The organism is Pampinifervens navoyensis (assembly GCF_046159715.1).
Taxonomy (GTDB): Bacteria; Aquificota; Aquificia; order Aquificales; family Aquificaceae; genus Pampinifervens.
In genome coordinates, this window is record NZ_JBJXCT010000004.1 from 34222 (window position 1) to 47540 (window position 13319).

At 47.3% G+C, this 13319-nt stretch carries 12 protein-coding genes and 1 tRNA gene; 5 read left to right on the forward strand and 8 right to left on the reverse strand.

Annotation, left to right across the window (positions count from 1 at the left end; genetic code table 11):
• Positions 1-10 precede the first annotated feature (10 nt).
• Both ACKRDP_RS04065 and ACKRDP_RS04070 read left to right on the forward strand, forming a co-directional pair.
• Entirely contained in the window at positions 11-1087 is a 1077-nt protein-coding gene (locus ACKRDP_RS04065; RefSeq protein ID WP_409153477.1) for an aminopeptidase, read from the forward strand.
• Complete coding sequence (locus tag ACKRDP_RS04070; protein WP_409153478.1) at positions 1045-1764, forward strand: Crp/Fnr family transcriptional regulator; 720 nt, start codon at positions 1045-1047, stop codon at positions 1762-1764. The genes ACKRDP_RS04065 and ACKRDP_RS04070 overlap by 43 nt, the downstream gene beginning before the upstream one ends.
• Here ACKRDP_RS04070 and ACKRDP_RS04075 read toward each other — a convergent pair.
• The 5 genes from ACKRDP_RS04075 to ACKRDP_RS04095 form a co-directional block, all read right to left on the reverse strand.
• Positions 1762-1834, reverse strand: a tRNA-Lys gene (locus tag ACKRDP_RS04075). The genes ACKRDP_RS04070 and ACKRDP_RS04075 overlap by 3 nt on opposite strands.
• Positions 1835-1866: 32 nt before the next feature.
• Positions 1867-3252: a bifunctional UDP-N-acetylglucosamine diphosphorylase/glucosamine-1-phosphate N-acetyltransferase GlmU gene (gene glmU, locus ACKRDP_RS04080; protein ID WP_409153479.1), complete on the reverse strand. Its 1386-nt coding sequence runs from the start codon at positions 3250-3252 to the stop codon at positions 1867-1869.
• A 10-nt stretch (positions 3253-3262) separates the two neighbouring features.
• A complete protein-coding gene (lpxA, locus tag ACKRDP_RS04085; protein WP_409153480.1) occupies positions 3263-4054 on the reverse strand; it encodes an acyl-ACP--UDP-N-acetylglucosamine O-acyltransferase in 792 nt (263 codons plus the stop codon).
• A gap of 1 nt (position 4055) precedes the next feature.
• Positions 4056-4721 (reverse strand): CinA family protein, encoded by a 666-nt coding sequence (locus ACKRDP_RS04090; RefSeq protein WP_409153481.1) that lies wholly within the window; start codon positions 4719-4721, stop codon positions 4056-4058.
• On the reverse strand, positions 4718-6298 hold the full coding sequence (locus tag ACKRDP_RS04095) for a dehydrogenase (RefSeq protein WP_409153482.1): 1581 nt from the start codon (positions 6296-6298) through the stop codon (positions 4718-4720). Before ACKRDP_RS04095 ends, ACKRDP_RS04090 begins: the two co-directional genes overlap by 4 nt.
• A gap of 127 nt (positions 6299-6425) precedes the next feature.
• Between ACKRDP_RS04095 and ACKRDP_RS04100 the strand changes: the two genes are divergently transcribed.
• Genes ACKRDP_RS04100 through ACKRDP_RS04110 form a run of 3 tightly spaced genes read left to right on the forward strand, consistent with a single transcriptional unit; the run spans position 6426 to position 8690 of the window.
• Positions 6426-6683, forward strand: a complete 258-nt coding sequence (locus ACKRDP_RS04100; RefSeq protein WP_409153483.1) for an AbrB/MazE/SpoVT family DNA-binding domain-containing protein — start codon at positions 6426-6428, stop codon at positions 6681-6683.
• A complete protein-coding gene (locus ACKRDP_RS04105; RefSeq protein ID WP_409153484.1) occupies positions 6643-7317 on the forward strand; it encodes a flagellar hook assembly protein FlgD in 675 nt (224 codons plus the stop codon). Before ACKRDP_RS04100 ends, ACKRDP_RS04105 begins: the two co-directional genes overlap by 41 nt.
• A 2-nt stretch (positions 7318-7319) precedes the next feature.
• Positions 7320-8690: a flagellar hook protein FlgE gene (locus tag ACKRDP_RS04110; protein WP_409153485.1), complete on the forward strand. Its 1371-nt coding sequence runs from the start codon at positions 7320-7322 to the stop codon at positions 8688-8690.
• 43 nt (positions 8691-8733) lie between these two features.
• Here ACKRDP_RS04110 and bioF read toward each other — a convergent pair whose 3' ends face one another.
• From bioF to ACKRDP_RS04125, 3 genes are all read right to left on the reverse strand, one after another.
• Complete coding sequence (gene bioF / locus ACKRDP_RS04115) at positions 8734-9849, reverse strand: 8-amino-7-oxononanoate synthase (RefSeq protein WP_409153486.1); 1116 nt, start codon at positions 9847-9849, stop codon at positions 8734-8736.
• 48 nt (positions 9850-9897) lie between these two features.
• Positions 9898-12504: a hypothetical protein gene (locus tag ACKRDP_RS04120; protein WP_409153487.1), complete on the reverse strand. Its 2607-nt coding sequence runs from the start codon at positions 12502-12504 to the stop codon at positions 9898-9900.
• 69 nt (positions 12505-12573) lie between these two features.
• The gene (locus ACKRDP_RS04125) at positions 12574-13317 is read right to left on the reverse strand and encodes a DsbC family protein (protein ID WP_409153488.1); all 744 of its coding nucleotides are present in this window, start codon (positions 13315-13317) and stop codon (positions 12574-12576) included.
• Between the last annotated feature and the right edge of the window lie 2 nt (positions 13318-13319).

Here is a 13319-nt window from a genome sequence, read left to right on the forward strand (position 1 = left end):
ATTTAGAGCCATGCACGAGGAGTATATTTACAGGCTTTACAGGGTGAATATGAACCTGAGGGAAGAGGAATCGCTTCTTCTTCTTACGGATACAGAGAAAGACTACCTTGTGGAGCTTATGGATGAATTTGTCAGCGTGGCAGAGGGTTTAACCAGAAGGGTAAAACACTTCGTCTATCCTTCCCTGAAAGGTCATGGTAAGGAACCGCCTGAGGAGGTCTGGAGGCTTGCCTTTGGAGAGAGAGCGGTGGAGGAGCTCAAAAAAAACCGTCTTCTTGAAAGAGTTCTTCTAAAGGAAGAATACTCAGAACCCGAGGTTATGCACATACTCAGGACCTATTCAGAGGATGTGCCCCATGTGGTGGTTGCCTTCCCCTACTATTCAACTACCCATACCTTTTTCAGAAAAGCTCTCACAGAAGGCTTTGGCTGTAGATACGCAAGCATGCCCCTCTTTGAACCGCATATGTTCACAGGTCCAATGCAGGTTGACTGGAATTATGTGGCCAGTCTGAGCATTGATGTGGCGGACATGCTCTCAGAGGCGGAGTGGGTCCATGTGGAAGGTGAAGGGACGGACATGGAATTCTCTGTAAAGGAAAGAAGGGCGATAGCGGATACTGGGCTTTTCCACCTCAAAGGTCAGTATGGAAACCTGCCTGCCGGTGAGGCCTTTGTTGCACCCATTGAAAACTCAGCCTTTGGAAGGCTAACCATAACCTACGGTCCTGACAGGAGGCTTGAAAGACCCATCACACTAAAGTTCAGAAATGGCTGTGTGGAAGAGATTGAAGGCTTTGAGCCATACAGATATTACCTTGAGGAAGTTTTCAAAACCTACGATAACGCTCGTATAATTGCAGAGTTTGGTGTTGGGACAAATCCTGGCGCAAGAAGGCCAGACAATGTGCTAGAAGCTGAAAAGATTCTGGGCACGGTGCATATAGCCATAGGTGACAACCACACCTTTGGAGGAACAAACAGAGTTTCCTTTCACACCGATTATGTAGTATTTGAACCACAAGTAACCATAGGAGGTAAGGGATGGCAAAAGAGGCTTTTAGAGAAGGGCAGGCTCAGGACCTAAAGCTGGAAATGCTCAGAAAGGTTCACATCTTTGAAGACCTGTCAGAGGATGAACTCAGGGATGCTCTGAAATACATGCAGGTAAGGGACTTCAGAAGAAACGAATACCTTTTCTTTGAAGAAGAGGCGGAGCCTGGTGTTTATATCCTCATAGATGGTCTTATAAAGCTCCTGAAGGAGACCCATGACGCAAGGATTGTTATAGTGAGGCTTGTGTATCCTGGAGATATATTTGGCTGGATTGAGTGGGGGAAAAAGGTGCCCAGAAACACATACACTGCCAAGGCAATGGTGGAGAGCAAAACTCTTTACATTTCCAACAAGGACTTTATAAACCTCTCCATAAAACATCCGGCCATTGCCATAAAGATGACCTGTGAGGCTACTGCCACCCTTCTTCACAGCTACGAGACCCTCAAGAGCATAGCAGGAGGTAAGGTAGAAGAGAGGATTGCAAGAGTCCTCCTTGAGATAGCGGACAGAATAGGCAAGAAATACGAGGATGTTATCGTAATAGACGCACCTCTTACAAGGCTTGACATAGCGGAGATGACAGGAACAACTGTGGAGACCACCATAAGGGTCATGAGCAAGTGGAAAAAGCAGGGTATAATAAACGCAGAACGGGGATACATTGAGATAATAAAGAGAAGGGAGCTGGAAAGGCTTGCAGTATGAGCCGGGCGGGAGTCGAACCCGCGACCCACGGATTAAAAGTCCGTTGCTCTGCCTACTGAGCTACCGGCTCTAAAGCTTATTATTATAGCATCTTCTCAACTATCAGTCAACAAGTTTTTCTCTGCCCTTACCCTTGAGAATCCTGAGCCTTGGTCTGCTTATGGCAAGGTCATTGTCGGGCACATCCCTGCTTATTATAGAACCTCCAGCCACGAAGGAGTAGCTCCCTATCCTAACAGGCGCGATTATAAGAGAGTTGCTGCCTATGAAGGCCCCCGCGCTCACATAGCTGGGATGCTTCTTCTTTCCGTCAAAGTTGGCAAAGACAACCCCCGCTCCCACGTTCACATCCTCTTCAAGGGTTGCGTCGCCTATGTAGGCAAGGTGCTTTGCCCTTACCCTCTCCCCAACAAAGGATTTTTTAACTTCCACAAAGTTTCCAATGTGGCTCTCTTTCCCTATAAGGCTGTTTTCCCTGATGTGGGCAAAGGGCCCCACAAGGGCCCCCGATTTTATGTGTGAACTCCTGATTATAGAATAGGCTTCTATTACTGCATTCTCTTCCACCACAGAGTTCTCAAGCAAGCTCCCTTTCCCCACCACAACACCCCTGCCAAGTCTCGTGTTCCCCCTGAGCATAACATCCGGGTGTATTTCCACTTCTCCCTCCAGCACCACATCAGGCTCAATCCAGAGGCTCTCGGGCTGATGGAGCGTATTGCCCTTTTCTGCCCACCCCTGAAGTATTCTAAGCCTTATCACATTCTCCGCTATTGCCAGCTCCCATCTGTTGTTAACCCCCATTGCCTCAGCGGGGTCCTCTGCCATAAAGCTCCTTACCACATATCCCTGCTGGTGCATGAGATTAAAAACCTCTGTCAGATATACCTCACCAGTTGCAGGGCTGGGACTCACCCTGAAAAGGGTTTCAAGAAGATGTGGGCAGTAAAATATGTAGACCCCTCCGTTTATCTCTCTTATGAGCTTCTCTTCAAAACTGGCATCCTTTTCCTCTACCACCCTTATCACACTTCCTTGCTGGTCCTTTACCACCCTGCCATAGCCTGTTGGGTCTGGAAGCTGTGCGGAGAGCAGAAGGGCACTTAACTTTATGCCCTCGTATTCCTCCACCATGTGTATATATCTCTGCATGTTCTTAAGAGTCTGTGGTCTTATAAGCGGGGCATCACCGTTTATTACAAGAAGATAGCCTTCATAATCTCTCCAGAAGTCTATTCCAGAAAGCACTGCATCTCCCGTGCCTCCCTTTGGATTTGACTGATAAAAGTATCTGTAAGCATCTCCAAAGTATGACTTTATGTCCTCAGCTCTGTATCCTACCACAAGAGCAATCTCTGAAAGATTGAGCTCTTTCAGGGTCTTCAGCACATACCAGAGCATGGGCTTTCCAAGTATGGTATGCATGACCTTTGGCTTTTCGCTTTTAAAACGCGTTCCAAGACCTGCTGAAAGAACAAGGGCTCGCATGAGAAATATTTTACCCCCTTCCGGCGTCTCTTGCTGTGCCCCTCTTCGAAGTTCTTATGAACTCCGCCAGCCTTCTTACCTCCTCATACTCGCCATACTCCTTGAGGATTAACTCCACTGCCTCCCCTTTGAGCATACCGCTTCTGAAGAGAATTCTGTATGCCCTTTTGAGGGCGGTGATTACATCCTTTGGAAACCCCCTTCTTTCAAGCCCAACCGTGTTTATACCATACAGATGGGCGTGCTGGCCCGAGGCTCTTGTAAAGGGTGGGACATCAAGGGATACACCAGAGAGCCCGCCAACCATAGCATAGGCTCCAACCCTTGCCCACTGGTGAACGGCAGAAAGCCCCCCTATGAAGGCATACTCTCCCACCTCCGCATGACCCCCCAGAGTGGCACAGTTTGCCATTATAACACCCCTGCGGACGATACAGTCATGGGCTACGTGGGCATAAGCCATGAGCATAACATCGTCTTCAATGAGCGTTTTCATCTTGTCTATGGCCGTCCCTCTGTGAATTGTTGCGTATTCTCTTATTATCACATTGTTTCCCACAACCACCTCGCTCTCTTCCCCAGCATACCTCAGATGTTGTGGCTCTTCCCCAATGATTGCTCCGTCATAAATCCTGCAACCTGAGCCTATAGAGACCTTCCCCCTTATGGAGACCCTTGCACCTATCCTTGTGCCCTCACCTATTATTATTTTACCTTCTATTATGGTGTAGGGACCCACCTCCACATCTGCTCCCAGCTCTACCTCTCCCTTTACTATGGCTGTAGAATGCACCTTTGCCATCTTAAACCCCCTTTAGAAGATATTGCCTCAGCACCTCAAGGGCCCACTGGGTAGCCATGAGACGGTTCTCATTCCTTCCGGCTTCAAAGACAAACTTTTTGACTACAACCTCCCTGTCTGTGGCAAGAGCTATAAAGGTGAGTCCCACAGGCTTATCCGCCGTGCCACCCCCCGGTCCAGATATGCCCGTTATGGCAAGAGCCACGTCTGCATCGGTTTCCTCAAGGGCACCTACTGCCATCTGTCTACAAACCTCCTCCGATACGGCGCCATGCCTTTTTATAGAGCCTTCTTCAACTCCAAGCAGCTTTGTCTTCAGTTCGTTGGCATAAACCACAAAACCACCCACAAAGTAATGGGAAGAGCCTGCAACGTTTACGATTCTTGCAGAGAGAAGTCCTCCGGTGCAGCTTTCTGCTGTGGCAAGCTTCAACCCTTTTTCTCTTAGGAGTCTTCCCACAACTTCTTCCATGCTCTCTTTTCCAAGGGCGTAGACAAAGTCCCCGTATTTTTCCATAAAAAGCTTTAGCTCTTCCTCACTCCTGAGGAAAAAATCAACTCCGCCAGCCCATCTCCTGAATCTGTATCCTTCAAGGTCCTTCAGACCTATGGTCCTTACCAGAAAGCCTTCAAACTCAACAGGGTCCTCGCACAATCCTACCATCATGGGAGGACCTCATACCTGTAGAAGGGTCTTTTCAAAAAGGCCCCCACCCTGTGACCCGGGTCAAAGGGCTGAAACTCCTCATATTCAGAAGGGACAAAAATCACGCCCTCTGCCACGTTTTCTGTAGTTAGTAGTTCAAAGCTGACACCCCCAATCTCTATGTTTTCGCGCACACCCAGCCTTTTTGCCGTATGGGGGTTTACATAAGCCCTCTGGAGCCTTTCCATCTCATGAGTCCATGGATTCCAGTGCCCCATGTCTTCCACAAGGGTGCTGTCCGTGTAGAGGAAAACATCTCCCTTCTGTATCTGTTGACCTTCGGTCTCTATGGTGCTTATTTCCTCCATCTTAAGAGCTGCTTCACCTTCTGCCATGAGTTTTTGGTAATCAACGCCGTATTCTCTGAGGAAGTTTTCAGGGCTTACGCCTGTTTCAAAAATATCTTCAAGCACACTGTAGGGGGCGTAAACCCCTTCCTGCTGGAGTGTCCTGGGCGAATATACAAGGTATCCAAAGCCATGCCTGTAGTTTACAAATTCTCTCTCATGAAAGAGCTTCATTGCAAAGAGCAGGTCTGAGTAGTTAGCTGTTATGTTGGGAAAAACCTGGAAGCTTACCACAAACTTCTTATGAAGTGCCTTCAGATGCTCTTCCTTTAAGTATCTGAAGAGATTTCCTATCACAAGCAGGTTTTCAAATTCTTCAAACCTTTCAAAAAACTCCTCAAGGGATTTTGCCGGGAAGGGCATCACATCTCCCACAAAGCTGTAATGCACGCCAAACTTGCGTCTAAGCCCTGAAAGTAAGTTAAGAAGAACTTTTCTGAAGGGAGAATTGAGAAGATGTGCCCCTACAAGAACCAGAGAACCCCTCATAAGAAACAGGCTTTTTTTCACAAATTCCACTTTCTCATCACCCTTCTCTGGACTGAGAAGGGACTGCAGGAACTGCATCATAATATCTGGCTTCACAAGGAGCCTTTCCCTTGCCTTTGCGCACAGGGTTTCATATCTGCTGGAGAGGCAGAAAATGTATGCTCCACCCTCCACAGCATCCACAAGCCAGCGCGTTGCCATCACTTCTGAGAAAACTGGCTCAGCGTCAACAGATAGTATGAACCTTACCTTCTTCCACTGGGTGGGCTCAAGAGTGGAAGGCATAAAGTCCACAACAGGTGCATCAACAAAAACATCTTCTGAAACTTTCTTTGCCAGAATATATTCCTCAAGCCCTGTCTGCCTTCCAAGCAGAAAGGCAGTTTTACCTTTCAGAAGTTTTTCTTTGAGAATTTCAAGAGCCTGGGTATATTCAATAGGGGTAAACTCCTCCTCTTTTTTCATGAATATCCCCCTTAACCTCATTTGATTGCCGGGTATTTCCTGTATGTATGTTATTCCCTTGGTGCAGAGACTTCCCATTCCTCTCGGGTCTGCTGGGTGGCCGTAAAGGTCTACGATTTTGCCTTCTCTTTCGTAAAGTATGTATCCGCAGCCGCATCCACAGCCTGCACAGAAGCCTACCTTCTGTCTGTCAAATTCCTTTACCGTAAGAGGTATTCCTGTGGGCTGAAGGCTCATTGAACAGAGAATTATACAACATTTTCTGCAGGTCTATTCTCTGGGTTTCTTGACGGTTCATTACTGTTTGACAGTAAAAAATATCAAACCTCTTGACATTTTCTAATTGAGGTATATAATCATACCCATGGACGAGGTAGCCAAAATAATGGCAAGAGGTCTGCTGGCATTGCCCAGCGATGTGAGAAAGAGGCTGGGTCTAAAGGAAGGGGACCTGGTAAGGATTGAAGTTAAGGACGACCAGCTCATAATAAGGAAGGAACAGAGGGTCTACGACCTCAAAGGTAGCCTTCAATCACAGCATACCCAGCAGAAAACCTTTGCCCAGATACTGGCGGAGGAGTATGAAAAACACAAGGGAGGGAAGAAAGGTGGCGGAGTTTAGAGCTACAGACCCCTACCATATAAAGCCCCCAGAACCAAAAGTTCTGCCCAAAAACTACACTCAGGGCGTTGATAATCTTTCTTCCGATGATTTCCTGAAAATATACATGGAAACCCTCAAATATCAGGACCCTTTCCAGCCTCAGGACCTTTCAAAGATGCTTGAAGACATGACAAGGCTCAATCAGGTCAAATACATGAACGACATGAGGAGTTTTATGGAGGGTCTTAAGGGATGGTTCAACCAGATAACCCTTCTTTCAGGCCTCAACTTGATAGGTAAAGAGTTTGTCTTCTCCACTGACAGGGTAGACACTCTGAAGGGCGGTCAGTATTATCTTCTGTCCTCTGAGGAAATGAAAGGAATTACCATGAAAGTTATGGATGGGGATGAGGTGGTAAAGGAGCTTCAGATAGACATAAAAAAGGGACTGAACCCTCTTGACCTAAGCGGACTGCCAAAGGGTCAGTTCGGCATAAAGCTTTATAAGAATGGTCTACCCCTTGAAGGGGTCAGCCTTGGCATTATGGGTAGAGTGAAGTCTGTCAGTGTTTCTGGGGGTGAGCTCCTTTTTGAGCTTGAAAATGGCGAGCTTGTATCTCCTTCAAGACTAATATATGCAGGAGGGATGTGACCATGATGAGGAGCTTTTTCAACGCAGTAACAGGAATGAACGCCTACAGGACATGGATGGACATAACCGCCGACAACATGGCAAACGTAAATACCATAGGCTTCAAGGGAAGCAGGCCCATCTTTCAGGATGTGATATCCTCCGTTACCATAGGACTCAACACTGTAACCAACACGGTAAAATCAACCACCTACGGAGCAGGTGTTCTGGTTGACAGCACGCAAAAGCTCTGGACCATAGGCAACTTTAAACAGACGGGCATAAACACAGACCTTGCCATACAGGGCAGAGGGCTTTTCATAATAAAAGACCCCATCTCCGGAACTAATTACTATACGAGGGATGGTCAGTTCAGGCTCAGCAGGGATGGATACATGGTAAACTCAGGCGGTCTTAAACTGCAGGGCTTCAGAGTTGATGAGAGGGGCAGAACCGTAGGAACAGGGCTTGAGGATATTCATGTGATACCTCAGCTTCCTCCCAAGGCAACTGGTCAGATAAAGTTCCTTGGTCCCACCAACCTGAACGCAGACGCTGGAGTTCCTGCTGCCACCTTTGACCCCAACGACCCGGCAAGCTACAACTACAAATACACCATAACCATATACGACAGCCTTGGCACACCCTATCAGGCTGACCTCTTTTTCAGAAAGAGCGGGACAAATACATGGGACATATACCTGAGAGCGGACATTGACCCCAACAATCCTGGCTACGAACTCTCTGGTGACTGGACGGGTGTTCAGTTTGATGCCTCTGGTAAGTTAATCTACGATGGAACGGTGGTCACAAGGGAACCGTCTCCCGATGGAAAAAGTTTCTACTACTACCTTGACCCGGGTGGTCTCACCGTGCCTGCAACCACGCCCAGCGGTGGCACCTTTCCTGCAAACACTGACTGGAGAATATACGTAGGTGAGTCCCTTCAGTCTGTGACAGTGAATAATGGAGACCCAATTCCCAATTCATACGTAACCCAGTATTCTGCAGACTTTCTTGTCACAGCAGACCAGAACGGCTATGCAAAAGGGGACCTTGTGGATGTGTACGTTCTCTCTGAAGATGGTGCCGTCGTGGGTGTTTATTCCAACGGTAAATCCCTGCCTCTTTACAGGGTTGCTGTGGCTGTTTTTTCTGACCCTGAAGAGCTTACAAAGAAAGGCTCAAACCTGTATACCTCCATATCCACGCCCACCATAATGACACCTGGTGGTGCGGAGAAGGTGAGGTCTGGCATGTTAGAGATGTCCAACGTGGATATAGCCGCAGAATTCATAAATCTCATATCCGCCCAGAGGGCCTATCAGGCAAACACAAGGGTGATAACTTCTTCCAATGCAGTGCTTGATGATACAATAAACCTGGTAAGGTAATTTACAAGATGGGCGTGGGAGGGACTGAAGGGGTGGGAGGGGGTTAAAGGCTTTCAAAAGCTCTGAAAAGTCTTTCAAGGTCTTCTTCTGTGTATCTGAGGCTTGTAGTAAGCCTTAGTCTCGCCTTTCCCCTCGGAACTGTTGGATACCTTATGGCCTGAATAAGTATCCCATGTTCAAGTAGTCTGTCCCTCAGGCTGAGTGCCTTACCCTCTTCATACACCATTATGGGTAGGATAGGGGTTCCATAAAATGGCACTTCAAAGCCCAAAGAAGAGAGCCTGAAGTAGATTCTTCTGCTTAATTCCTTTAGCCTCTCTACCCTCCATGGTTCTCTCTGGATTATTTCAAGAGCTTTGCCCGCACCTGCACATACCGCTGGGGGCAGGGATGTGGAAAATATAAGACTCCTCGCCCTGTTTACAAGATACTCACACAGCACTACAGAACCGCACACAAAGGCTCCATAAGAACCTATCGCCTTTGAGAGAGTTCCCATGATTACCATGTATTCTTCCCACTTCTCCCCGTATTCTTCAAGTCCACCCCTCCCAGTGGCACCAAGCACGCCTGTCGCATGGGCTTCGTCAAGATAAAGCATACAGTCAAAGCTCTCCGAAAGTCTTTTGAGCTCTCTAATGTCCGCAACATCTCCGTCCATGCTGAAAACCGTGTCCGTCACTATAATACATCTTCTATGACTTTTTCTGAGCTCTGCGAGAAGCTCCCCAAGATGCCCGTAGTCCCTGTGACGGAACACAGATACCTTAGCCTTTGAAAGCCTGCAGGCGTCTATTATGCTGGCATGGTTTAGCTCATCGCTCAGTATAAGGTCTCCTTCACCTGCAAGGGACGGAATAGTGCCTAAGTTGGCAAGGTATCCTGAGCCAAAAAGCACACAGCACGGTGTTCCCTTGAACTCCGCCAGCTTCTCCTCCAGCTCCCTGTGATGTTTTGTATAGCCAGATACGAGTGCAGATGCTCCAGAACCAAGACCATACTCTTTCAGAACCTTTATCGCCTCTTCAACCACCTCCGGATGGTCTTTCAGTGCGAGATAGTCGTTGGAACAGAAGTCTATAAGACCCTCCTTCAGAAACCTATATCTGAAGAGCTTCTCTTCCTTTATCCTGCTGAGTTCCCGCCTTACCCAGTCCATGAGAGGTCTTAAATTTTAAATTTAACAGGATGTGCTTAATTTTTTGAGTTACTTTTCCGGTTCACACACATACTCCATATCCTGTTGAGGTGTGGCCACTTTTGCCTTTGCTGGCTTTTTCTTTGGCTTCTGTGCCACTGGTTTGCCTGCATCCTTCTTGGGCTTCTGTGCCTGAACAGAGGCCTTTTTTGAAACTGCGGGTTTTGTTGGAGGCTTTTGAGTTGCCTCTAAATGTTTCTGCTTTGGTCTCCAGTAACATCTCTGTTTTGCTTCGGGAAGGATTTGAAGCTGACCATCTTTTTCTACTACTTGAGCGCCGCCAGCAGTTGGAGGATGCACAATTGCTCCACTGGCTCCAGAACTGCCTGTTGAAGGAAGAGGTGATGGGGTAAGAAGTATTCCGGGTCCTGCCCCTGTGCTGGAACTGCCCGAACCTCCTCCTGTCTGACCAACTGTTCCTCCTGCACCACTGGAAGGACCGCTTCCGCCAGTTCCACCACCAGGCCCATTACTTCCAGCACCCTCTCCCAGTACAGGACACTCCTCTGGCTTGGTAAGTTCCACCTCTACCTTCGGTTGCAGGCTTACCTGTTGCCCTGACACGTTTACAGGGTTCTTTATAGCATCTTGGAGACAATCATGTCTACTTTTAAGACAGAACTCCAGAGGTGATGCATGATAATAAGCTCTTATTTCAAAGCTTTGAAGATTAACGCCAGAGGATAGAGCATAAAACACTTCTACATTCAGCGGCTGTCCACTGGTCTGAGCTGATATACCTGAGAGGTTTGCAGAAAGGCTGCTGTTTGTTAGGCAGTCGTATACAAAAATAGTGTTGTTAGAGCTGTCCTTAATTCTAATCTCAAGTTTACTGAAGTCGGAAAGACTGGCATTGGCTACGTCTACCCTGAGCCATAAGAAGGGCTTTGGTCCAGAGCAGTATTGCCATGGCTGAAAGGTTTGTTCAAACTTTCCCTCTCTTGATTCGCATTTACCTGCATGACCGTTCCTGTCAGGTGGTTTTGCTGGGTCAAAATACCACATGGCAGGAGCATTATCACCAACCACCCATATACACCCTTTATCGTCCACGTTAACTGTGTAGTCTCTCGGATTACCCTTTGTAGGATGTGTCCAGCTTTTGTATTCCCAGGTGGGAGCACAGGGCGCGCCCGTTGACCAGTCCCAGCACAGAACTCTACCAGGGTTAGAGCTCATTGCTTGATACATGAAATCTGGAAAATAGCTCCTTGAACCCATTGTAATCTCTGAGCCGAAACCAGTGTTTAGAGACAGCCCAGAGAAAACTACCGGCGGTGATGAAGGAAGACCGCTGGATAGGCTGAAGCAGTACTGGGAAAGACCGTTGAGCCTTGCGCAGATGTGCACTGGGTTCATTGCATTGTTGTAGTATATAAAGGAAGACCATACCCTCGGATATGTCATTGGGGTGCCATGAGTCTGTGAGGATACTGTCCAGCCAGCGCAGGGTGATTTTGTAACAGTATCAAAGCAAAAAGACCTCAATGTTTTTGGTATTGCATTTGCGTGGCTGTCGGTAATAAAATAAATCCTGCTACCAACAACTTCTCCAAATACACCGGGACCAAAGCTCATGTTTGGTGACATTGTTGTGCCTGCCGTATTAGGGTCAAGAAAAGCACCGGCTGGAAAGCTAAAGCCTGTGTAATAACCACTTAATCCCATGCAGAAGTTTGCAGGGTTAGTGGCATCAAGGCAGTAAAGCTTCCTGTCACCACCTACCATGTATAACTCATTTCCCACCTTCCACGGACCCTTTACGTAAGACCATGTCTTGGTTGGGTTAACACCAAGCTTGTAAAAACCACACTCTGTGTCTGTTTCAAGATTGTAACATCCAAGACCAAATTCCTTATCATTGGCGGTAACCGCATAATAAAGTCTGCCTGAACTATCAATGTAATACTCTTCATCATACATACCCGATGAGGAGAACTTTCCAGAGCCATCACCCTTTGGGAGGTTTTTAGGAAACCCAGAACAGTAATTACCGGTTAAAGTGTCTACGCATTTAAAAATCTGTCCTGTGCTTGTATTGTTGAACATGGGCTCATGATGATTAATGAAGTATATTCTTAGCTTTCCACCCGAAGCCATATGCCTGTAGGGGAAAGCTCTGTAGCCATCTCCCCCACCTGTTACATTGAAAGAGGAAGCCATGCCTGTGTTGACGTTTGCACTCATGTAGCCGTTCACTGGGGGCGCATTACCTGTCCATGTTGCCACCGTATTTGTAGAGTTCAAGGAACCAGACCAGCCAGAAGGCTGTTGAAGGGAGCCTGGCACTATGGTGTTTAATGGACCTTCTGTTATTGTAATACCATTCTGTGTGCTATTGGTATTGTTTGCATAGTAAATGACCCAGTCCACCGTATAGGTATTTCCGCTCTGAGATATGTTTAGTGGCTTTTTGTCAAGGACGGGATATGTAGGAAGCTCACCTTTTTCAGTGAGCTTTTTTATGATAGCTGGTATCAGCATGAAAGGGATTATTATGGAAGGACCCACCTTAACACCGCCTCCTTCCTTTTGTGGTATAGGCCCGCCTTCCTGCCCATAGGTTCTTGCAAACAACAAGGAAAGAGATACTAATATGATGGCTAAGACAGCCATAGCCCACCTCCTTTCCCCTATTTACAGGGAGTCAAAAGGGTATGTAATATCCTCCTGCCAGAAAGTTCACTAATTCACCAGCTTGTTTAGGTCTTCCTCTGTGGGCAGTCCTGAGTGCATCTTACCGTTCATACCTATGAAGGTGGGCGTTCCACCTATTCCAAGTTTGTTCATAAGCTCAAGGTTTGACTGAACTGCCTTTTTACCCTCTTCACACTGGTTCTGAGAAGTGTATCCCTCCGCATATTCCTTAAAGCCCTTTTTATCGCATATGACCGCCACAGCCTTGCCAAAAGCTTCTGGATGTATGGGAAGTGGGAAGAAGATAAGCCTTACCTGAACGTTGTTTTTCTTCGCCCACTCTTCTACTACTGGGTTGCTTCTCTTGCAGAAGGGGCAGTCCGGGTCGGTTATGAAGTAGACATACTTGCTCCCCTCTCCGAGCCTTACATTCACATGTTTTTCAAGCTCCTTTAGCTGTTCTGCAGATACCTTCATAAATTCCTGCTGTCTGTCCCTTGTTATGTTCTTTTTGTCCTTAAGACTTATGAGATTGCCCGCAAGCAGATATTCCCCCTTCCCATCCATGTAGAAAACAAGGGGCTGTGCGCCAACTTTTACAACTACCTCACAGAGATCCCTTATGTTCTGAAGCTGGGATACGGACTCAACGGTAAAGTCCTGAGGTATAAGTTCTTTTACTGAGCTTTTCACCTGTTCCTTTGTAGGGCACTTGGCTGAACCCTGCCCGCAGGCACCGAGGGCAAAAGCCGCAACTAAAACTGATGTGAAAAGGCTTAACTTTCTTAGCATAT